The organism is Pseudomonas sp. Emmai (assembly GCF_055179735.1).
On the sequence record NZ_CM143685.1, the window covers coordinates 1739931 to 1758954 of the forward strand.

18 protein-coding genes are annotated in these 19024 nt (G+C 61.5%); 11 read left to right on the forward strand and 7 right to left on the reverse strand.

Going from position 1 to position 19024, the window contains the following annotated elements:
• Positions 1-2: 2 nt before the first annotated feature.
• The gene (locus ACY4LX_RS07765; protein ID WP_133837321.1) at positions 3-500 is read right to left on the reverse strand and encodes a DUF6231 family protein; all 498 of its coding nucleotides are present in this window, start codon (positions 498-500) and stop codon (positions 3-5) included.
• Positions 501-690: 190 nt separating this feature from the next.
• On the opposite strand from ACY4LX_RS07765, the gene ACY4LX_RS07770 reads away from it, so the two are divergent.
• From ACY4LX_RS07770 to ACY4LX_RS07785, 4 genes are all read left to right on the forward strand, one after another.
• On the forward strand, positions 691-1386 hold the full coding sequence (locus tag ACY4LX_RS07770) for an OmpA family protein (RefSeq protein ID WP_463259593.1): 696 nt from the start codon (positions 691-693) through the stop codon (positions 1384-1386).
• Positions 1387-1478: 92 nt separating this feature from the next.
• Positions 1479-2201 carry an OmpA family protein gene (locus tag ACY4LX_RS07775; protein WP_463259594.1) on the forward strand — a complete coding sequence of 241 codons (723 nt, stop codon included), beginning with the start codon at positions 1479-1481 and terminating at the stop codon, positions 2199-2201.
• Positions 2202-2352: 151 nt separating this feature from the next.
• A complete protein-coding gene (locus tag ACY4LX_RS07780; protein WP_463259595.1) occupies positions 2353-2631 on the forward strand; it encodes a DUF1145 domain-containing protein in 279 nt (92 codons plus the stop codon).
• Entirely contained in the window at positions 2624-3382 is a 759-nt protein-coding gene (locus ACY4LX_RS07785) for a collagen-like protein (RefSeq protein WP_149657302.1), read from the forward strand. Before ACY4LX_RS07780 ends, ACY4LX_RS07785 begins: the two co-directional genes overlap by 8 nt.
• A 172-nt stretch (positions 3383-3554) precedes the next feature.
• Here the strand turns inward: ACY4LX_RS07785 and ACY4LX_RS07790 are convergent, their stop codons facing one another.
• Positions 3555-4019, reverse strand: coding sequence for a CopD family protein (locus tag ACY4LX_RS07790; protein WP_149657301.1), 465 nt, complete (start codon positions 4017-4019; stop codon positions 3555-3557).
• Between the two features lie 99 nt (positions 4020-4118).
• Here ACY4LX_RS07790 and dinG point away from each other — a divergent pair, with 99 nt between their 5' ends.
• The 5 genes from dinG to pdxH all read left to right on the forward strand — a co-directional run bounded on the left by dinG (position 4119) and on the right by pdxH (position 12187).
• Positions 4119-6263, forward strand: a complete 2145-nt coding sequence (dinG, locus tag ACY4LX_RS07795) for an ATP-dependent DNA helicase DinG (RefSeq protein ID WP_463259596.1) — start codon at positions 4119-4121, stop codon at positions 6261-6263.
• Between the two features lie 95 nt (positions 6264-6358).
• Positions 6359-8839 carry a beta-agarase gene (locus ACY4LX_RS07800; protein ID WP_463259597.1) on the forward strand — a complete coding sequence of 827 codons (2481 nt, stop codon included), beginning with the start codon at positions 6359-6361 and terminating at the stop codon, positions 8837-8839.
• Between the two features lie 292 nt (positions 8840-9131).
• Complete coding sequence (locus ACY4LX_RS07805) at positions 9132-10277, forward strand: serine hydrolase domain-containing protein (protein ID WP_149657298.1); 1146 nt, start codon at positions 9132-9134, stop codon at positions 10275-10277.
• Positions 10278-10389: 112 nt separating this feature from the next.
• A complete protein-coding gene (locus tag ACY4LX_RS07810; RefSeq protein WP_463259598.1) occupies positions 10390-11502 on the forward strand; it encodes an OmpA family protein in 1113 nt (370 codons plus the stop codon).
• Positions 11503-11539: 37 nt separating this feature from the next.
• Positions 11540-12187 carry a pyridoxamine 5'-phosphate oxidase gene (gene pdxH / locus ACY4LX_RS07815; RefSeq protein WP_054046956.1) on the forward strand — a complete coding sequence of 216 codons (648 nt, stop codon included), beginning with the start codon at positions 11540-11542 and terminating at the stop codon, positions 12185-12187.
• A gap of 5 nt (positions 12188-12192) precedes the next feature.
• On the opposite strand, the gene ACY4LX_RS07820 is transcribed toward pdxH, so the two are convergent.
• Entirely contained in the window at positions 12193-12429 is a 237-nt protein-coding gene (locus tag ACY4LX_RS07820) for a hypothetical protein (RefSeq protein WP_149657296.1), read from the reverse strand.
• A gap of 167 nt (positions 12430-12596) precedes the next feature.
• Here ACY4LX_RS07820 and ACY4LX_RS07825 point away from each other — a divergent pair, with 167 nt between their 5' ends.
• The gene (locus tag ACY4LX_RS07825; protein WP_149657295.1) at positions 12597-13061 is read left to right on the forward strand and encodes an outer membrane lipoprotein; all 465 of its coding nucleotides are present in this window, start codon (positions 12597-12599) and stop codon (positions 13059-13061) included.
• A 99-nt stretch (positions 13062-13160) separates the two neighbouring features.
• Here the strand turns inward: ACY4LX_RS07825 and ACY4LX_RS07830 are convergent, their stop codons facing one another.
• From ACY4LX_RS07830 to nhaA, 3 genes are all read right to left on the reverse strand, one after another.
• Complete coding sequence (locus ACY4LX_RS07830; RefSeq protein WP_463259599.1) at positions 13161-13391, reverse strand: DUF7683 domain-containing protein; 231 nt, start codon at positions 13389-13391, stop codon at positions 13161-13163.
• Complete coding sequence (locus tag ACY4LX_RS07835; RefSeq protein ID WP_463259600.1) at positions 13388-14563, reverse strand: colicin E3/pyocin S6 family cytotoxin; 1176 nt, start codon at positions 14561-14563, stop codon at positions 13388-13390. The genes ACY4LX_RS07830 and ACY4LX_RS07835 overlap by 4 nt, the downstream gene beginning before the upstream one ends.
• Positions 14564-14683: 120 nt before the next feature.
• On the reverse strand, positions 14684-15871 hold the full coding sequence (gene nhaA, locus ACY4LX_RS07840; RefSeq protein WP_149657291.1) for a Na+/H+ antiporter NhaA: 1188 nt from the start codon (positions 15869-15871) through the stop codon (positions 14684-14686).
• A gap of 247 nt (positions 15872-16118) precedes the next feature.
• On the opposite strand from nhaA, the gene ACY4LX_RS07845 reads away from it, so the two are divergent.
• Positions 16119-17216, forward strand: coding sequence for a PLP-dependent cysteine synthase family protein (locus ACY4LX_RS07845; RefSeq protein ID WP_178129013.1), 1098 nt, complete (start codon positions 16119-16121; stop codon positions 17214-17216).
• A 168-nt stretch (positions 17217-17384) separates the two neighbouring features.
• Here the strand turns inward: ACY4LX_RS07845 and ACY4LX_RS07850 are convergent, their stop codons facing one another.
• The gene (locus tag ACY4LX_RS07850; protein ID WP_149657289.1) at positions 17385-18998 is read right to left on the reverse strand and encodes an NAD(P)/FAD-dependent oxidoreductase; all 1614 of its coding nucleotides are present in this window, start codon (positions 18996-18998) and stop codon (positions 17385-17387) included.
• Positions 18999-19024 lie beyond the last annotated feature (26 nt).

The following is a 19024-nucleotide window of genomic DNA, read 5'->3' on the forward strand; positions in this document are numbered from 1 at the left end:
CGTTACCACCAATATTTCCCGAAGTTTTCCGGATTGGCCCAGAACCGCGCGTTGAGCCAGTCAGGCACCTGTTTATAGTCAAGCAGATCATAGGTGAACAGCGTCAGCACCTGATCGTCGCGCTGGAAGCGTTCGCTCGCTTGCAGGGCCAGGGAAAAAAAGTCGGTTTCCTGCCAGCCGCTGGCCGGCAAGTCAGCCAGTACCGCGATGCGACTGGCGTTGAGATTGCGGATCCCGCCCAGCAAATTCAGGCCGTCGCGCTTGGGCAGGTGCTCCAGGCAATCGACCACCAGCGCCAGGTCAAAACGCCGTGCGGCCAGTTCCGCCGGCAAAGGCCCGGGCGCCGTATGGGCGACGCAACTGTCCGGGTGCGCGAGCTTGAAAGCCTCCAGCGCCGGGAACTGGCTGGCACCGATCAGCAACAGGCGCGCGGGGGCGTAGCGGTCAAGCAAAGCGGCCAACGCCTGCTGGGGCGTGCGCGAAGAAATACCTGCAATCATCGAAGATCCTCAATCAGAGCTGCCAAGACTAGCCTGCCCCAACGTTCGGGCCTAGAGCCATTGTGCGGCAAAAGTGCCGATCTGCCGTGAACACGGGGCGAAACGGCAGTGGCCTATTGCTGGCGGAGATTAAAACTCGGGTCTTTACTCCCTGAATCGGTTTTAAGCCGATCCCTCAGGAGAACACTAGATGAGCATAGTTCGGACAGCATTACCCTTGGTTCTGCTAACCAGTGTGTTGACTGGTTGCGCAGGTTTGCAGAAAACCGATTGGCCGACCTGTGCGGCAGTCGGTGGTGTCGTCGGTGCGGGGCTGGGTGCGACGGAAAGCGCATCCTGGGCGGGCGGCGGTGCGCTGTTCGTCGGCGGCATGGCGGCGGCTTATTGCTGGGTGCACGGTGATGGCGACGAAGACGGCGATGGCGTGCCGGACAGCCGCGACAAGTGCCCGGGAACGCCTAAAGGCGTGCAGGTCGATGCTGACGGCTGCCCACCTCCCGTCCCTGCGCCTGTGGTCGAGGAAGTCGTCGTGGTCAAGGAAGAAACCATCGTGATCCGCGATGTGCACTTCCAGTTCGACAAAGCCACGCTCACGCCTTCCGATAAAGAGGTGCTCGATAAAGTCGCCACCCGCCTGAAACAGGAAGCGTCCACCGCACGCCTGACCGTGACTGGCCACACCGACAGCGTTGGCAGCGATGCCTACAACCAGAAACTGTCGGATAAACGTGCGCACTCGGTGGTGGAATACCTGATTCACGACGGCGTACCGCGCAGCAGCTTCGTGTCGGTAACCGGTGCCGGCGAAAGCCAGCCAGTGGCCGATAACAAAACCGCTGACGGTCGCGCGCTGAACCGTCGCACCGAAATCAAAATCGAGCGTTAAAGCGCCTTCCTCTCCGCGGCTTGTGCAGTCGCGGATGCGGGTCTTTACTCCTGTGTAACCGGTATGGGCCGGTAACACAGGAGCATTCACAAATGAGCGTTCTCACAAGGACCGTCTTGCCGGTTCTGCTGCTTGGCAGCGTATTGACCGGTTGCGCTACTCACAGCGATGGCACTGCCCCCCTGAATCAACGTACCTGGCCGATCTGCAGCGTCATTGGCGGCCTGGTCGGCGGTGGCCTGGGTGCCCTCGAAAGTGGCGGTTGGGCGGCCGGTGGTGCGGCGCTCGGTATCGTGACCGGCGGCTTGATCTGCTTTGCCCAGGATGGCGATGAAGACAGCGACGGGGTCTTCGACCGCCGCGATCGTTGCCCCGATACACCGGAAAATACCCCGGTCGATCATCGTGGCTGCCCGTTGCCGCAATACCCGGTCGGTGTGAAATCTGTCGAACCGGCACCGGTCTCTGAAGTCATCACCCTGAGCGATGCCGGCAATGTGCTGTTTGCTTTCGACAAGTCTGATCTGACACCCGCCGCACGCAGCCAACTCGACGCGCTGATGGCCAAGCTGCAAAACGCCGATGTGGTCAGCATCAAGGTGGTGGGCCATACCGACAGCAAAGGGTCGGATGCCTATAACCAGGCCTTGTCGGAACGTCGCGCCAGCAGCGTGGCGGCTTATCTGTTGAGCCAGGGCCTGGCGCCCAACAAACTCACCAGCGAGGGCAAGGGCGAAAGCGAGCCAGTGGCCGATAACGAAACCGAAGAAGGGCGGGCGAAAAACCGTCGTGTGGAACTGCACATCAACCGCTGACGCTTGACGTAGAGCCTCGATCTAGAGCCGCCGGGCGACCAACGTCGCGAATCCGGCGGCCATCTGGATGAATTTTCTCTTGCCCACTGGCGCATCCCTTGTGGAAGCCGTTACTGTGCGCTCAAAGAATAATTCTCAACGGGGGGAGCGTATGAAGGTGTTTTGGGGGCTGGGGAAGCTGTTGACCCTGCTGTTCTGGTTGGTGGTGCTGGTCAATCTGCTGATCCCGTTTTTCAATCCGCTGCACCTGCTGGTCAACATGGCCGGGGCGCTGCTGGCGGTTATCCATTTTCTGGAAGCGCTGCTGTGTTTTCGCAGTCTCAAAGGTCGCGCCCACCCATGGCGTGATCGCCTGAAGATTCTGTTCTTTGGCGTTTTCCACCTGCAAACCATTCCGGCCCCGGCCGTACCAGGGGCTTCCCATGCGTAAACTCTGTCTGCTCGCTGCATTTATCAGCCCACTTGCCTGTGCCCAGGTGGTGAGCGTCGAAACCAACTCGCTGATGCGTTTGCCCAACACGGCCAGCACCTTGCAGTTGGAAAAACTCGAAGTCGCCGATTACGGCACCTTGTTGATTCCCTCGAATGTGACCGAAGTGACGGTCGGCGAACTGCATCTGGGGCGTGACGCGCGAATTGCCATCGTGCCCGGCGAACAGGCGCTGGAATTGAAAGTCAGCCGTGCCGAGTTGTCCGAAGGCAGCCTGATCACCGCGCGCGGTGCACCGGGGACTTACCTGAAGGCTGCGCGCTCTGGGCGCAACCTGAACTTGCAGATCAAAGCGCTGAACGCACCGACCTTAACCGTGGACGCACGCGGCGGTGCGGGTGCGCCGGGGTTTGTCGGCCTGGATGGCGCCAACGGCGAAGAACCAGGCTGCACCTGGGGCCAGGCCGGTCGCGGATTTGACGGCAGCAATGGCAGCGACGGTCAGCCAGGGGCGGCCGGTGCGCTGGTGCGCCTGGAAGTGCCGCGGGATTATCCGGCGGAACAAATCAAGGTCCAGGTCGCTGGCGGTGCCGGTGGTCTGGCCGGCCCTGGTGGTAAACCGGGGGCGGGCGGCAAGGCCAAAGGTTGCCTCGTGTACAAGGCCGATGGCGGCAAGAGCGGGCGTCCTGGCGTTGATGGCCAGCCAGGGCCTGCGGGCGCGGCGGGGGTGGTGACGGTTCAGCGGTTGTAATTTCTACACGGATTGTTCCCACGCTGTGGCGAGGGAGCTTGCTCCCGCTGGGTCGCGAAGCGGCCCCAAACCCATTCAACGCGTTTTTTCAGAATGACTGCGTTGAATGGGTTTACGACTGCTGCGCAGCCGAGCGGGAGCAAGCTCCCTCGCCACAGGTGCTCGATTCGCCTCAGAACATAGGCCGAGCCGCCGCAATCGCCACCAACACCAACCCGACTATCAGATTAATCCCCACCAACTTGCGAATCTTCCCCAGCGCAGCCGCACCCGCCGGCCAATCCTGCGCGTCCACCGCTGTGCGCAACTCCGGAAGCAACAACGCCTGAATCCGGATAAACAGCGCGGTCATCACCACGTACAAACCCATCATCACCTGCACATAGCGCGGCGCCAGCTCAAACCCGGCGTACTGCAAATGAATCATGCCGACACCGCTGATCGGCAACAGCACCACCGCGACCCAGACCCAGCGGAAAAAACCTTGAAACACTTCTACCCACAGCTTCAACCGGCCGGGGCCTTCCAGGGCCTTCATCGCCGCCGGGCGCAGGACCATCCAGGCGAAAAACATTCCGCCCACCCAGACCAGGGCGGACAGGACATGCAGGGTATAAACGAGGCTAAAAGCGGTCATTGAGGTACTCCGTTCTGCGCGGGATTAATTAGCGCGGTATGATAGCCGCCATCCGAAACCACTGAAAATTTATCCAGCGTTTTTTGCGCCCGACAATTCATGATCAGCACCGAACTCAAAACCACGATCCAGGGCGCCTACACGCGTTTTCTTGAAGCCAAGAGCCTCAAGCCGCGTTATGGCCAACGCCTGATGATCGCCGAAATTGCCAAAGTCCTCGGTGACATCGACACCGACGACGAAGGCCGGCGCAGTGGCGACCCCGCGATTGTCGCGGTGGAAGCCGGCACCGGTACCGGCAAAACCGTGGCCTATAGCCTGGCGGCGATCCCGACGGCCAAGGCGGCGGGCAAACGCCTGGTGATTGCCACGGCCACCATCGCCCTGCAAGAGCAGATCGTCTTCAAGGATTTGCCCGACCTGATGCGCAACAGCGGGCTGAATTTCACGTTCGCCCTGGCCAAGGGCCGTGGGCGCTACATGTGCCTGTCCAAGCTCGACATGTTGCTCCAGGAAGGCCACGCACAAACCGCCACCGCGCAGTTGTTCGAAGAAGAAGGCTTCAAGATCGAGGTGGATGAGGCCAGCCAGAAGCTGTTCACCAGCATGATCGAAAAACTGGCCGGCAATAAGTGGGACGGCGACCGCGACAGTTGGTCCACCGCTTTGGAGGACGCCGACTGGGCACGCCTGACCACCGATCACAGCCAGTGCACCAACCGTCATTGCCCGAACTTCGGCCAGTGCGCCTTCTACAAGGCCCGCGAAGGCATGGGCAAGGTTGACGTGATCGTCACCAACCACGACATGGTCCTGGCCGACCTGGCATTGGGCGGCGGCGCCGTGCTGCCGGACCCGCGCGACACCATCTACGTGTTCGACGAAGGCCACCACCTGCCGGACAAGGCGATCGGTCATTTCGCTCACTACACGCGCCTGCGTTCCACCGCCGACTGGCTGGAAACAACGGCGAAGAACCTCACCAAATTGCTGGCCCAGCACCCGTTGCCGGGGGATTTGGGCAAGTTGATCGAACAAGTGCCGGAGCTGGCGCGGGAGATCAAGACCCAGCAGCAGTTCATGTTCACCGCCTGCGAGCAGGTCGCCGACTTCAAACCCGGCGAAGACGTCGAAGGCCGGGAGCGGCCGCGTCATCGTTTCGTGGCCGGGGTCATTCCCGAGCACATGCGCGAGATGGGCATCGAGCTGAAGAAAGCCTTCGCCCGCCTGACCGACCTGTTCACCCGCCTCACCGAACTGCTCAAGGAAGGCATGGACGGCGAGGTCAACATCGGCATCGCCAGCAACCAGGCCGAAGAGTGGTATCCGCTGTTCGGCAGCCTGTTGTCCCGTTCTTCCGGTAACTGGGAGTTGTGGACCGCGTTCACCGCCGAAGACCCGGAAGACAACCCGCCGATGGCCCGTTGGCTGACCCTGGCCGAAAGCGGTTCGCTGTTCGACATCGAGGTCAATGCCAGCCCGATCCTGGCGGCGGAAATGCTGCGTCGTAATCTGTGGAACGTGGCCTACGGCGCGCTGGTGACCTCGGCAACCCTGACCGCACTCGGCACGTTCGACCGCTTCCGCATGCGCGCCGGCCTGCCGAAAAAAGCCGTGACCGCCGTGGTCCCAAGCCCGTTCCATCACGCCGATGCCGGCGTGCTGCGGGTGCCGGACCTGAAGGCCGATCCCCGTGACGCACCGGCCCACACCGCCGCGATCATTCGTGACCTGCCGTCGCTGGTGGAAGGCTCGCGCGGCACGTTGGTGCTGTTCTCCTCGCGCAAACAGATGCAGGACGTGTTCGACGGCCTGGATCGCGACTGGCGCAAGCAAGTGTTCATTCAAGGCAACCTGTCGAAACAGGAAACCCTGAACAAGCACAAGGCGCGGGTCGATGGCGGGGATTCCAGCGTGCTGTTCGGCCTGGCGAGTTTCGCCGAAGGCGTCGACTTGCCCGGTGCCTATTGCGAACACGTGGTGATTGCGAAGATTCCGTTCTCGGTGCCCGACGATCCGGTGGAAGCCGCGTTGGCCGAATGGATCGAAGCCCGGGGCGGCAATCCGTTCATGGAAATCTCCGTGCCCGATGCCTCGCTGAAACTGGTCCAGGCTTGCGGTCGCTTGCTGCGTACTGAAGAAGATCGCGGCACCATCACGTTGCTCGATCGACGGCTGGTGACCCAGCGTTATGGCAAAGCGATCCTCAATGCGTTGCCACCCTTCCGACGTGAAATTTCCTGATACACGCGTGGGCAGTTTTGCCCACGGCGTTGTCTATCTCTCTGTCATCGCTTTTCCATTGGCCATTGTGGGTCGTTAGGGAGAATTTCGTTCTCATGATTCGTCGTTCGTTGCCTGCTGTATTTGCCCTGTTGTTCGCTACGCCGTTGCTGGCCGCCCCTGCGGGCCAGCAGACGCTGTTCAACTTTGTGCGCCCCGCCGATGTGGTCACGGTGGCGACCCAGGACGCCAGCCTGCCGCAATCCAACGCCGAGCAAACGGCCGAAGGCGAAGTGCTGCGCCGGGTGACTTTTAATCCAGTGGCCCAGCCGACCTTGCGTCTGACCCCGCAAACCGGCGCCTGGGACTGGTCGCAGTCGGGCGTCATGACCTTGCGGGTCCAGAGCGCCATGGACTGGGCCGTGACCCTCTACGTGAAAATCCAGAGCAACGATGGCAAGACCCTGGTCAGCCGCGTCGACCTGCCGGCCGGCCCGGCGCAAACCCTGCTGGTGCCTTTGGTCGCCAGTTCGCCATTGAGCCAGGGCATGAAGGCCGGCCCGCCGATGCCGATGACCGTCGACGGTCAGCGCGTGTTGCTGTCCAGCAGCAGCGGTGAGCTGGATCGCAGCCAGGTGGTGTCGGTGAGTTTGTCGATGGACCAGCCGAAAGTCGCCCAAAGTATCCTGCTGGAGCGCTTTGGCGTGCAGGCCGGCGAGGACGTGAGCAAAGCGGTTTACGGCAGCCTTGTCGATGCTTACGGTCAATCGACCCGGGCCAAATGGCCGGAAAAAGTCAGCAGCGACGAGCAACTGAAATCGGCTGCCGCCAAAGAACAGCAACAACTGAAAACCTGGCTGGCCGAGCGCCAGAAGTCGTCCCTGGACAAATTCGGCGGCTGGAACAAAGGCCCGGCCTTCAAGGCCAGCGGCTTTTTCCGCACCGAAAAGCGTGACGGTCGCTGGTACCTGGTGACGCCGGAAGGGCATCCGTTCTACTCCCTGGGCGTGAACACCGTGGCGCCGGACGTCGATCAAACCTACGTCGCCGGTCGCGAGTGGATGTTCGAAAACCTGCCCAAACCCGACGAACCGCTGGCCAGCCACTTTGGCGAAGGCGACAACCGGGGCGGCAACGGCGCCGATCAGGGCCGGGCCTTCAATAACGGTCGCTGGTTTGACTTTTACGGCGCCAACCTGCAACGCCTCTACGGTCAGCCGTGCGCGGTGACCAGCGAAGCGAAGGCGGGCGTCGCCGAAGCCGCCAAAGCTGATGCGGTGGCGCAGACCGCGGAAAAAGCCGCTGAGCAACCTGCCGCACCGACCTCCGCCGAATCCGGTATCGCCGAAGCCGCGAAGACCGGCGCCACCGTCGCCAAAGCCGTCGAACCCTGCAAAGCGGTGGTGGATGAACAACGCTGGACCACGCACACCCTTGATCGCCTGCAAGCCTGGGGCTTCAACACCGTCGGCAACTGGAGCGCCCCGACGCTGGCCAACGCGGACCGCGTGCCGTACACCTTGCCGCTGTCGATCGTCGGCGATTACGCCAGCATCAGCACCGGCAAGGACTGGTGGGGCGGCATGCCTGACCCGTTCGACCCGCGTTTCGCCATGGCCACCGAGCGCGCCGTGGCCATCGCCGCCCGGGATCACCGCGACGATCCGTGGCTGATCGGCTACTTCGCCGACAACGAACTGGCCTGGGCCGGTCCCGGCGACGACCCGAAAGCTCGATACGCATTGGCTTATGGCACGCTGAAAATGACCACCGACGTGCCGGCCAAACGCGCGTTCCTCAAGCAATTGCGCGACAAGTACCGCAACCAGGCGGGCCTGTCGAAAGCCTGGGGCATTGACCTGCCGGCGTGGGAATTGATGGAAGATCCGGGCTTCGAAGCGCCGTTGCCGAGCGCCGATCACCCGGAAATCGAAGCTGACTTCAAATACTTCCAGAAGGTCTTCGCCGACACTTACTTCAAGACCATTTCCGATTCGCTGAAATGGCACGCGCCGAACCAGTTGTTGCTGGGCGGCCGTTTCGCCATCAGCACCCCGGAAGCGGTCGAGTCCTGCGCGCAGTATTGCGATGTGTTGAGCTTCAACATGTACACCCTGCAACCCCAGGACGGTTACGACTTTGCCAAGTTGCGCAGCCTGGATAAACCGGTGCTGATCACCGAATTCAACTTCGGCTCGGCGGATCGCGGCCCGTTCTGGGGCGGCGTGACCCAACTGGCGAAAGAAGAAGACCGTGGTCCGGCCTACGCCAACTTCCTCAAACAGGCGATGAGTGAACCGTCGATTGTCGGCGTGCATTGGTTCCAGTACCTCGATCAACCGGTGACCGGGCGTCTGCTGGATGGGGAGAACGGGCACTTCGGCCTGGTGGGCATCACCGATGTGCCGTTCCAGGGCTTTGTCGACAGCGTGCGTAAAAGCAATTTGCAGACCGTTGATCAACTGGGCAAAGAGGCCGAGAAGGCCAAGGCCGAGGCGGATAAAGCCAGTCACGAAGCCGAGGGCGGCCGCAAAGGCGACGCTGGTAAAGGGCAGGGCGCCGGGCATGCGGGCGGGCATTCGGGTAATGGTCATTAATAGTTGAGACCCCTGTGGAGGGGGCTTGCCCCCGTTCGGCTGCGAAGCAGTCGTAAACCAATGCATGCGGTGTATCTGATACACCTCGGTTGCAGGTTTTGGGGCCGCTTCGCAGCCCAACGGGGGCAAGCCCCCTCGCCACAGGTGCTGTGTTTTCCCTTAAATATCGACACATGTTTTCTGAACAAATCTATAGGCGGCTACACCGCCCAGCCCGCCCTTGTTCCCAAAACCCTTCGGGGCTGGAACAATGCGGACCACTTTGTAGAGCGTTTATCCGGGGGAGTTGCGTTTGCAGATTCAGGGTCATTACGAGCTTAAGTTCGAAGCGGTGCGCGAAGCCTTCGCTGCACTGTTCGACGATCCCCAGGAACGTGGCGCGGCGTTGTGCATCCAGGTCGGCGGTGAAACCGTTCTCGACCTCTGGGCCGGTACCGCCGACAAGGATGGCCTTGAGGCCTGGCACAGCGATACCATCGCCAACCTGTTCTCCTGCACCAAGACCTTCACCGCCGTCACCGCGCTGCAACTGGTGGCCGAAGGCAAACTGCAACTCGACGCCCCGGTGGCCCGCTACTGGCCCGAATTTGCCGCCGCCGGCAAAGCATCCGTGACCCTGCGCCAATTGCTCTGCCACCAGGCCGGCCTGCCGGCCCTGCGCGAGTTGCTGGCGCCCGAAGCCTTGTATGACTGGCAAACCATGGTCGACGCGCTGGCCGCCGAAGAACCTTGGTGGACACCGGGCCAAGGCCACGGCTACGCGGCGATCACCTACGGCTGGCTGGTGGGCGAATTGCTGCGCCGTGTCGACGGTCGTGGCCCCGGCGAATCCATCGTCGCCCGGGTCGCCAAGCCGTTGGGCCTGGACTTCCATGTCGGCCTGGCGGATGAAGAATTCCACCGCGTGGCGCACATCGCCCGGGGCAAGGGCAACGTCGGCGATGCCGCGGCCCAGCGCCTGCTGCAAGTCACGATGCGCGAACCGACGGCCATGACCACCCGGGCCTTTACCAACCCGCCGTCGATCATGACCAGCACCAACAAACCGGAATGGCGGCGCATGCAGCAACCTGCCGCCAACGGCCACGGCAATGCCCGCAGCCTGGCCGGGTTCTACGCCGGCCTGCTGGACGGCAGCCTGCTGGAAAGCGAAATGCTCGACGAGCTGACCCGCGAACACAGCCTCGGCGACGACAAGACTTTACTGACCCGGACCCGTTTCGGCCTGGGTTGCATGCTCGATCAACCGGACGTGCCCAACGCGACCTACGGCCTTGGCCCACGGGCGTTCGGTCATCCGGGCGCAGGCGGCTCCATCGGTTTTGCTGACCCAGAGCACGATGTGGCCTTCGGCTTTGTGACAAATACCTTGGGACCGTACGTCTTGATGGATCCACGCGCGCAGAAGCTCGTACGGGTACTTGCCACTTGTCTGTAAAGCTCTGCTGAAATTTCCTACACAGGAACCTCGTAACCTTTTTCGATTCAAAGCGTCTGTTTATGCGGTCCGATTGGGGCCTGTGTTTATTACTTCATTTTGTGGATATCCAATGTCATCCAATAAAACTCTCGCTTTGGCACTGTGCTTCGCCATCACCGGTTGCGCGCAAACTCCGCAAAATGACGCCGACGGCGCCAGCCACTGGTGGCAGTTCGGTTCTTCCGACAAAGTCGCCGCCAAAGCGCCGGCCCCCGCCGCCGATCCACTGAAAGCGGCGATCACCGCGCCGGTGGTCAAGGCTGAAAGCAGCAGCCATTGGTACTGGCCGTTTGGTTCTGATGACAGCGCCGACAAGCCTGTGGCCAAGGCCGACGTGAAACCTGAAGCCAAACCTGCCGACGTCGCCAAAGCTGACGCCGAGGCGAGTGGCAAGTGGTGGTGGCCGTTCGGTGGCAAAGATCAAAGCACCGCCAAAGCCGTGCCGATGCCCGATCCGAAGGTGACCCAGGCCTGGCTCGACGATTACGAACCGCGCCTGCGTGAAGCGATCAAGGACAGCAACCTGCAACTCGAACGCCGGGACAACGTGCTGGTGGTAACGGCGCCGGTGGACGGCTCGTTCAACCCGGATCGCCCGGCCATGTTGCTGCCGATCACCCTTGGCCCATTCAGCCGCGTCGCGAAAATCCTTGAAGTCGATCCGAAGACCGCTGTGCTGGTCCTCGGTCACAGCGATACCTCCGGCGCAGCGCCGGCCAACGTCAAATTGAGTCAGGAACGTGCGCAGGCTGTGGCCGCGATCTTCCGTCTCAGCGGTTTGCAGCGCGATCGCCTGATGCTTCGCGGCATGGGCGGCGAAGCGCCGCGCGCGGCCAACGACAGCAATGAAGGCCGCGCCTTGAACCGTCGCGTGGAACTGCTGGTGACCCCGCAAAACACCATGGTGGCGTTGCTGAGCAAGTACAACATGCCAGCACCGGCACCGGTCAGGATGGTGGCCGCCCAGGACGTCAAGCCTGTGGCCAAACCGGTGACTCCGGCGCCAGCGGCCAAGAAAGCCGCCGTACCGGCCGCGAAAAAGGCTCCAGCGAAAAAAGCCGCTGCCAAGGCTCCGGCCAAGAAAGCACCCGCCAAGGCCGCGACCCCGGCGAAAAAGCCTGCGTCGGCCAAGGCCGCTGCTGACTCGAAGAAAACCGTCGCCGCGGATGCTGCGAAGAACTGATCGTTGAGAACTGTTCGTTAACCAGAAGGAATGTGCCATGACCCAGGCCCTGGCTGATATGCGTCGCGATTACACCCGTGACGGCCTGACCGAGGCGCAAGCCCCGGCCGAGCCGTTCGCGCTGTTTCATCAGTGGTTCGCCGACGCGGTGAAAACCGAACAGGTGCCGGTCGAGGCCAATGCAATGACCCTGGCCACCGTCGATCTGGACGGTCGGCCCCATTGCCGCATTCTGCTGCTCAAGGGCCTGGATGCTCAGGGCTTCACATTCTTCACCAACTACGACAGCGCCAAGGGTCAGCACCTGGCAGTGAACCCGTTCGCCGCCATGACGTTTTTCTGGCCGACCCTGGAGCGCCAGGTGCGCATCGAAGGGCGGGTGGTGAAGGTTTCGCCTGAAGAGTCCGACGCTTACTTTCAGGTGCGTCCCCTGGGCAGCCGTCTAGGTGCCTGGGCTTCGCCTCAGAGCCGGGTGATTGCCGATCGTGGTGAACTGGAAGAGTTGCTCAAGATCACCGAGCAGCGCTTCAGCGATACCCAGCCACACTGCCCGGAGCACTGGGGCGGTTACCGCTTGCTCCCCGAGCGCATCGAGTTCTGGCAAGGCCGTCCGAGCCGCCTGCACGATCGCCTCAACTACCGCCTGCAAGGCGCCGACTGGATTCTTGAACGTCTGGCACCCTAGGCAGTCTACCGACCGGGATAGCCTGCCGCCGCGGCCTCAAGCCACTGCGGCAGGTCCCGACGCTTGATCTTCTGCGCCTGAGCGTTCGCCAGTTGCTGGAGCATGAAGGCTTTCTTCTGCTCGTCTTTGCCAGCCAGGGCTAACGCCAGATCGCGGTCCATCCAGCGTTTGATCCGGACGTACAACCACCCATGGAAGTACAGACCGGCCACAGTCGTGACGACAATGATGAAGTAATCCATGAAAATTCCTTGGGTCAACGGCGCAGTTTTTGTGATTTGACGCTACTGTGTTGGGAGTTCCGAGGCGCCTGTACCGGGCCTGAATGAAACCAATTTTATCCGGGCGACGCCGTGACACGCGTCAAGCCGCGGAGTTTAATGATGACCTGTCCTTTGGAGTTGATGCTATGCGTAAGTCTGTTCTGCTGGTTGCTTCCTTTTCCACGATGGCGATGTTGCTCACCGGCTGCCAGTCCAGCCTGACCGGTGACTCCTATTCCCGTGACGAAGCGCGTCGTGTGCAGACGATTCGCATGGGCACCATCGAATCCCTGCGCCCGGTGAAAATCGAAGGCACCAAAACCCCAATCGGCGGCATCGCCGGTGCAGCCGTGGGCGGTGTCGGCGGCAGCGCCATCGGCGGCGGTCGCGGCAGTATCGTTGCCGCCGTCATCGGCGCCGTTGCGGGTGGTTTGATTGGTTCGGCCACTGAAGAAGGCCTGACACGTGCTCAGGGCGTTGAAATTACCGTGCGCGAAGACGACGGCAGCATGCGTGCCTATGTGCAGCAGGTTCAGGAGAATGAAGTGTTCCGTGTGGGTGAGCGGGTGCGGATTTCTACTGTTGGCGGGACTAGTCGCGTTTCGCACTAAGCGGAAGCGCAGGGTAAAAGAAAACCCCGATCAGGTGACTGGTCGGGGTTTTTTGTTTGTGGGAGTAAGAGAGACATTCGATTGAGTAGTTGCGCAAAGTCACTCTGCGCACACAAGTTGTACGATGTGATTTGCACCCATGAGGAGTTTTCCGGTCCAGTCTTCCAGTACCTTTATTTGTTCGGGAGACAAGTCGTAACCGTCGAATTCGTCGTCCGGTTGTTGCCAGTTCATCAGCGTTCTCAACGCTTCGCGTCGACTGGCGGGGACATCAACGGTAAGAAGCAGATCTTCAGTCCGACTATCGAAAACTTCTATAACATGTTTCATTTTTCTACTCTCCTAGCCGGATCGGCAGGCTTTGTCTGTTCTCCGGTTTCCGGATCGTACTCTCCAAGATGTTTTCCTTGTTTCGTGTACAACTCAACCTTGCCATGTTGTGAGTCCCATTCATAAATTCTCCCTGACAGATCCTTCCAGCGTCTGCGTTTTTTTCCGCCGCCCCGCACGGAGGTTTTCATCGGCGCAGGTTTTACATCTGGAAAAGCTGGTAATGCTGGTGGCGCTGGGTGGTACTGCTTATCTCCCGGAATATTTAGAACAATGTAAACCGGCCTAACCCCCGACCCCACCGGAAACACAAGAATGAAATCCTTGTACTCAGGCGGATAAACCGGGTTCACGATGATGCTGTCCGCCGCTTTCGTCGGTGGATAAACCCAGATATGCGGGGCTTGTGGCGCGGCTTCCAGAGCGGGAATGCCGAGGATGTCGGAACCATCCACCGCCGGGGTCCAGATCAGCTCAACGCCATTCCCGAGGTCAGCCACTTGCTGGCTGTCGCGCAAATCAAACTGCGCGACATCTACCATTTCCCAATCGCGGTTCTTGCCGGTGTAGAAGGCGTAACCCTTGAGACTGCCATCAGCCTGTTGCTCGATTCTCAACCGAACACGGGTGCGCGCCTGCTTGAGTGCGCGCAATTGTTCTTCGGTGTAGAGCGCGCTATCGCCCAGGCTCGGCGTCCAGAACAGCGCGGCCAAACCTGTCAACGCGGTAGCACCCGCCACACCGATTGCCGGTATGGCCGGAAAGCGTAACGCGAGTCGCCCGATGTCGAGCGGCTGTGTGTTACCGCTGATCGTCTCCAGGTTCAGCAGCCCGGCTTCATCCACCTCGCGAGCACCCAGCCAGGCGATTTCCCCGTAGTCCTTGAGGCTGTCGGTGGGCACCATGCCCGAAGGGTTGGCGTAATCGATGATGGCGTCCGGCAGCTTGCAGGACTTGGCGAAGACGCAGCCCGCGCGAGGGGTTTCATCTTTAGGGGAAGAGGGCGCAAGACTGCGTTCGAAGGCGTCTTGCCGGGCAAGCATGGCGTCGTAGGCGTTCTGTCGGGCGTCCCGCTCAGCCAGTTCGGTGGCGGTCATGAAGCGGTGGGTGACGCGATGCCCGTCACCTGATGGCGGGTTTTTAACCCGTGGGATGTCCTTGTTGCCAGCCACTGATCGTCCTTTCATTCGTCCATCGGCAGCCCCTATAAAGGGGCTGAACGACGTTAACGAATGCGGCTAATCGTGGCTGTAGGACGAGTCTCTGAAGTAACTAGGAGTGTTCTCTGTTTCTCAGGATTGCAGCACAGCACGCTTGCGACTCGCCAGCGCCGTCACCGCATAACCAATCAACGCGGCCAGAATCGAACCGGTCAAGATCCCCATCCGGTCCATCCCGGCGTAGTCGCTGGCGCCCGGCACAAACGCGAGGGAACCGACAAACAGGCTCATGGTGAAACCGATGCCGCAGAGGATTGCCACGCCCAGCACCTGGCCCCAATTGGCGCCTTGGGGCAGGGCGGCGATGCCGATTTTCACGGCTAGCCAGGTCAGGCCGAACACGCCCAGGGTCTTGCCCAGCAGCAGGCCGATGGCGATGCCCATCGGCACGTGGTGGGTGAAGCTTTCCAGGGTCACGCCGCTCAGGGACAGGCCGGCGTTGGCGAAGGCGAACAGCGGCAAAATGCCGTAGGCCACCCACGGGTGCAGGGCGTGTTCCAGGGTCATCAGCGGCGACGGTTCGGCATTCTTGGTACGCAGTGGAATGCAGAACGCCAGGGTCACGCCGGCCAGTGTCGCGTGGACACCGCTCTTGAGTACGCAGACCCAGAGGATCAAACCGATGATCATGTAGGGCCCGAGCTTGACCACGCCGAGCCGGTTCATGGCAATCAACGCGACGATGCACGCCCCGGCCAGGGCCAGAGACAACGTCGACAAGGTGCCGGAGTAGAAAATCGCGATGACAATAATGGCACCGAGGTCGTCGATGATCGCCAGGGTCATCAGGAACAGCTTCAGCGACACCGGTACGCGTTTGCCGAGCAAGGCCAGCACGCCGAGGGCGAAGGCGATGTCGGTGGCCATCGGGATCGCCCAGCCACCCAGCGCCGACGGATCGTCCCGGTTGATGAACCAGTAGATCAGCGCCGGCACCACCATGCCGCCAATCGCCGCCGCGCCGGGCAGGACGATTTGCGAGGGTTTCGACAGCTGGCCGTCGAGGACTTCGCGCTTCACTTCCAGGCCGATCAGCAGGAAGAACATCGCCATCAGGCCGTCGTTGATCCACAGCAGCAGGGGCTTGGCGATTTTCAGCGCGCCGATCTGGGCCACCACGGGGGTGTCCAGCAAGCCGTTATAGAGCCACGACAGTGACGAATTGTTGATGATCAGAGCCAGGGCTGCGGCGGCGATCAATAAAAGACCGCTGGCCGCTTCCAACTGAAAGAAACGCGTGAACGTGCTACGCAGAGGCAAGGTCGCTCTCCATCGATGAATTCAAAAGGTGGCACACCCTAACCCGTACCGTTAGTTGTTAAAACAAAAGTTATATTCTTTTTTGTTATATGCCGTTACGAAGCAAGCGGGCGCAAGGCCCAACGAGCACTGAGCCTAGCAGTTGCCGGACGTATTGGACCTCAGCTGTATCTGTGCGTGATGTAGGTTTTTTCCTAAGCTTGGGGGCTGAGCCTTGCAACAAGGCCGCCCTTACAACGAGATCATCATCATGAGCGACACCCGACAGTGGGCCCGCGAAGCCATCCGGATCATCGAAGCCGACTTCCAGCGCAGCGCCGACACCCACCTGATCCCCTTGCCGCTGCCGGGTCTGCCGGGCATCGAGTTGTACTTCAAGGATGAGTCCAGCCACCCCACCGGCAGCCTGAAACATCGCTTGGCCCGTTCGCTGTTCCTTTATGCGTTGTGTAACGGCTGGCTCAAGCCCGGCGCGCCAGTGATCGAGGCGTCCAGCGGTTCGACGGCGATTTCCGAGGCGTACTTCGCCCGTTTACTGGGCTTGCCGTTTATTGCGGTGATGCCGGCGACCACTTCCAAAGAGAAAATCGCGCAGATCGCGTTCTACGGCGGCAAGAGCCACCTGGTGGATGATCCGACCCAGATCTACGCCGAGTCCGAGCGCCTGGCCCGGGAACACGACGGTCACTTTATCGACCAGTTCACCTACGCCGAGCGCGCCACCGACTGGCGGGCGAACAACAACATCGCTGAATCGATCTTCCAGCAGATGCGCTTCGAACAGCACCCGGAGCCGAGCTGGCTGATCTCCAGCCCCGGCACCGGCGGCACCACCGCGACCCTCGGCCGTTACGTGCGTTATCGCCAGCATTGCACCCGCGTACTGTGTGCCGATGCCGAGCGTTCGGTGTTTTTCGATTACTACCAGACCGGCGATGCCAGTCTGCGCCTGGATTGCGGTTCGCGGATTGAAGGGATTGGCCGACCACGGGTGGAAGCGTCGTTCCTGCCCAAGGTGATCGATGCGATGGTCAAGGTGCCGGATGCGCTGTCGCTGGCAGCCATGCATTACCTGGCGCAACGCTTGGGCCGGCGCGTGGGCGGGTCGAGCGGGACCAACCTGATCGGCGCCTTGATCGCGGCGCAGCAGATGGTGGCGGCGGGGGAGTCGGGGTCGATCGTGGCGATTTTGTGCGACGGCGGCGAACGCTATGCCACCACCTATTACGACCAGGATTGGCTCAAGGGCCAGGGGTATGCGTTGAGTGGCTTGATCGATGCGGTGGCGGCGAGTGTCGAGCGCGGCGAACCGCTGCCGGCCACCGTGCTGCGCGCCAATATCTGACGTGACGATCGTTCCCATGCTCTGCGTGGGAACGATCGTCAACACTGCCCCTGTAGGAGCGAGGCTTGCCCGCGAAGAACGATAACGCGGTCTTTCAGATAGACCGGGGTGCATTCTTCGCGGGCAAGCCTCGCTCCTACAGGGCGGTGTTGTTTTCAGGTTTCGGGGTCAGGCTTCGAGGCCGAGAATGTCGCGAGCAACCGCTTCGGCAATCCGAATCCCATCGACACCCGCCGACAGAATCCCGCCCGCATAACCCGCGCCTTCACCGGCCGGGAACAGGCCTTTGACGTTCAAGCTCTGCATCGACTCGTTACGGGTAATCCGCAACGGCGACGAAGTCCGCGTTTCGATCCCGGTCAACACCGCGTCGTGCAGCGAGTAGCCCCGAATCTGCTTCTCGAACGCCGGCAAGGCTTCGCGAATCGCTTCGATGGCAAACGCCGGCAAGGCCAGGGCCAAATCACCGAAAGAAACACCCGGCTTATAGGACGGTTCGACGCTGCCCACCTCGGTGGACGGCTTGCCCGCGATAAAGTCGCCGACCAGTTGCGCCGGCGCTTCGTAGTTGCTGCCGCCGAGCACAAAGGCGTGGGATTCCAGGCGTTCCTGCAACTCGATACCGGCCAGCGGGCCGCCCGGGTAATCGACTTCCGGGGTGATGCCGACGACGATCCCGGAGTTGGCATTGCGCTCGTTACGCGAGTACTGGCTCATGCCGTTAGTGACCACGCGCCCCGGCTCGGAGGTCGCCGCCACCACGGTGCCGCCCGGGCACATGCAGAAGCTGTAGACCGAACGGCCGTTCTTGGCGTGGTGCACCAGTTTGTAGTCGGCGGCGCCGAGTTTCGGGTGGCCGGCGTATTTGCCCAGGCGCGCGCGGTCGATCAGCGACTGCGGGTGTTCGATGCGGAACCCCACCGAAAACGGCTTGGCTTCCATGAACACGCCGCGGCCGTGGAGCATGCGGAAGGTGTCGCGGGCGCTGTGGCCGAGGGCCAGGATCACGTGTTTGGAATGGATCTGCTCGCCGCCGTTCAACTCGACGCCGACCAGTTGCCCGTCTTCGATCAACACGTCAGTGACCCGCTGCTGGAAGCGCACTTCGCCGCCCAGCGCACGAATCTGCTCGCGCATGTTTTCCACCACGCCGGTCAGACGGAACGTACCGATGTGCGGTTTGCTGACGTAGAGGATTTCTTCTGGCGCGCCGGCCTTCACGAACTCATGCAGGACCTTGCGGCCGATGAATTTCGGGTCCTTGATCTGGCTGTAGAGCTTGCCGTCGGAGAACGTCCCCGCGCCGCCTTCACCGAACTGCACGTTGGACTCGGGGTTGAGCACGCTTTTGCGCCACAGGCCCCAGGTGTCCTTGGTGCGCTGGCGCACTTCGGTACCGCGTTCGAGGATGATCGGCTTGAAGCCCATTTGCGCCAGCAGCAACCCGGCGAAGATCCCGCACGGGCCGAAACCGACCACGATCGGGCGTTGCGCCAGATCGGCCGGCGCATGGCCTACCACTTTGTAGCTGACATCCGGCGCGACGTTGACGTTACGGTCATCGGCGAACGTGTGCAGCAACGCCGCCTCATCCTTGGCGGTGAGGTCGATGGTGTAGATGAAGCACAGTTCGGAGGATTTTTTGCGCGCATCGTAGCTGCGCTTGAACAAGGTGAAGTCGAGCAGGTCATCACTGGCGATGCCCAGGCGCTGCACGATGGCAGGGCGCAGGTCTTCTTCGGGATGGTCGATCGGCAACTTGAGTTCGGTGATTCGTAACATGACAGGATCCGGTTCGCGGGGCGCAC

Coding starts and splice junctions, on each gene's coding strand:
- ACY4LX_RS07785 (WP_149657302.1), top strand. CDS start 2,624: ATGCGTAAACTCTGTCTGCTCGCTGCATTTATCAGCCCACTTGCCTGT.
- ACY4LX_RS07830 (WP_463259599.1), bottom strand. CDS start 13,391: ATGAAACATGTTATAGAAGTTTTCGATAGTCGGACTGAAGATCTGCTT.
- ACY4LX_RS07780 (WP_463259595.1), top strand. CDS start 2,353: ATGAAGGTGTTTTGGGGGCTGGGGAAGCTGTTGACCCTGCTGTTCTGG.
- ACY4LX_RS07800 (WP_463259597.1), top strand. CDS start 6,359: ATGATTCGTCGTTCGTTGCCTGCTGTATTTGCCCTGTTGTTCGCTACG.
- ACY4LX_RS07810 (WP_463259598.1), top strand. CDS start 10,390: ATGTCATCCAATAAAACTCTCGCTTTGGCACTGTGCTTCGCCATCACC.
- ACY4LX_RS07770 (WP_463259593.1), top strand. CDS start 691: ATGAGCATAGTTCGGACAGCATTACCCTTGGTTCTGCTAACCAGTGTG.
- dinG (WP_463259596.1), top strand. CDS start 4,119: ATGATCAGCACCGAACTCAAAACCACGATCCAGGGCGCCTACACGCGT.
- ACY4LX_RS07775 (WP_463259594.1), top strand. CDS start 1,479: ATGAGCGTTCTCACAAGGACCGTCTTGCCGGTTCTGCTGCTTGGCAGC.
- ACY4LX_RS07825 (WP_149657295.1), top strand. CDS start 12,597: ATGCGTAAGTCTGTTCTGCTGGTTGCTTCCTTTTCCACGATGGCGATG.
- ACY4LX_RS07820 (WP_149657296.1), bottom strand. CDS start 12,429: ATGGATTACTTCATCATTGTCGTCACGACTGTGGCCGGTCTGTACTTC.
- ACY4LX_RS07790 (WP_149657301.1), bottom strand. CDS start 4,019: ATGACCGCTTTTAGCCTCGTTTATACCCTGCATGTCCTGTCCGCCCTG.
- ACY4LX_RS07765 (WP_133837321.1), bottom strand. CDS start 500: ATGATTGCAGGTATTTCTTCGCGCACGCCCCAGCAGGCGTTGGCCGCT.
- pdxH (WP_054046956.1), top strand. CDS start 11,540: ATGACCCAGGCCCTGGCTGATATGCGTCGCGATTACACCCGTGACGGC.
- ACY4LX_RS07850 (WP_149657289.1), bottom strand. CDS start 18,998: ATGTTACGAATCACCGAACTCAAGTTGCCGATCGACCATCCCGAAGAA.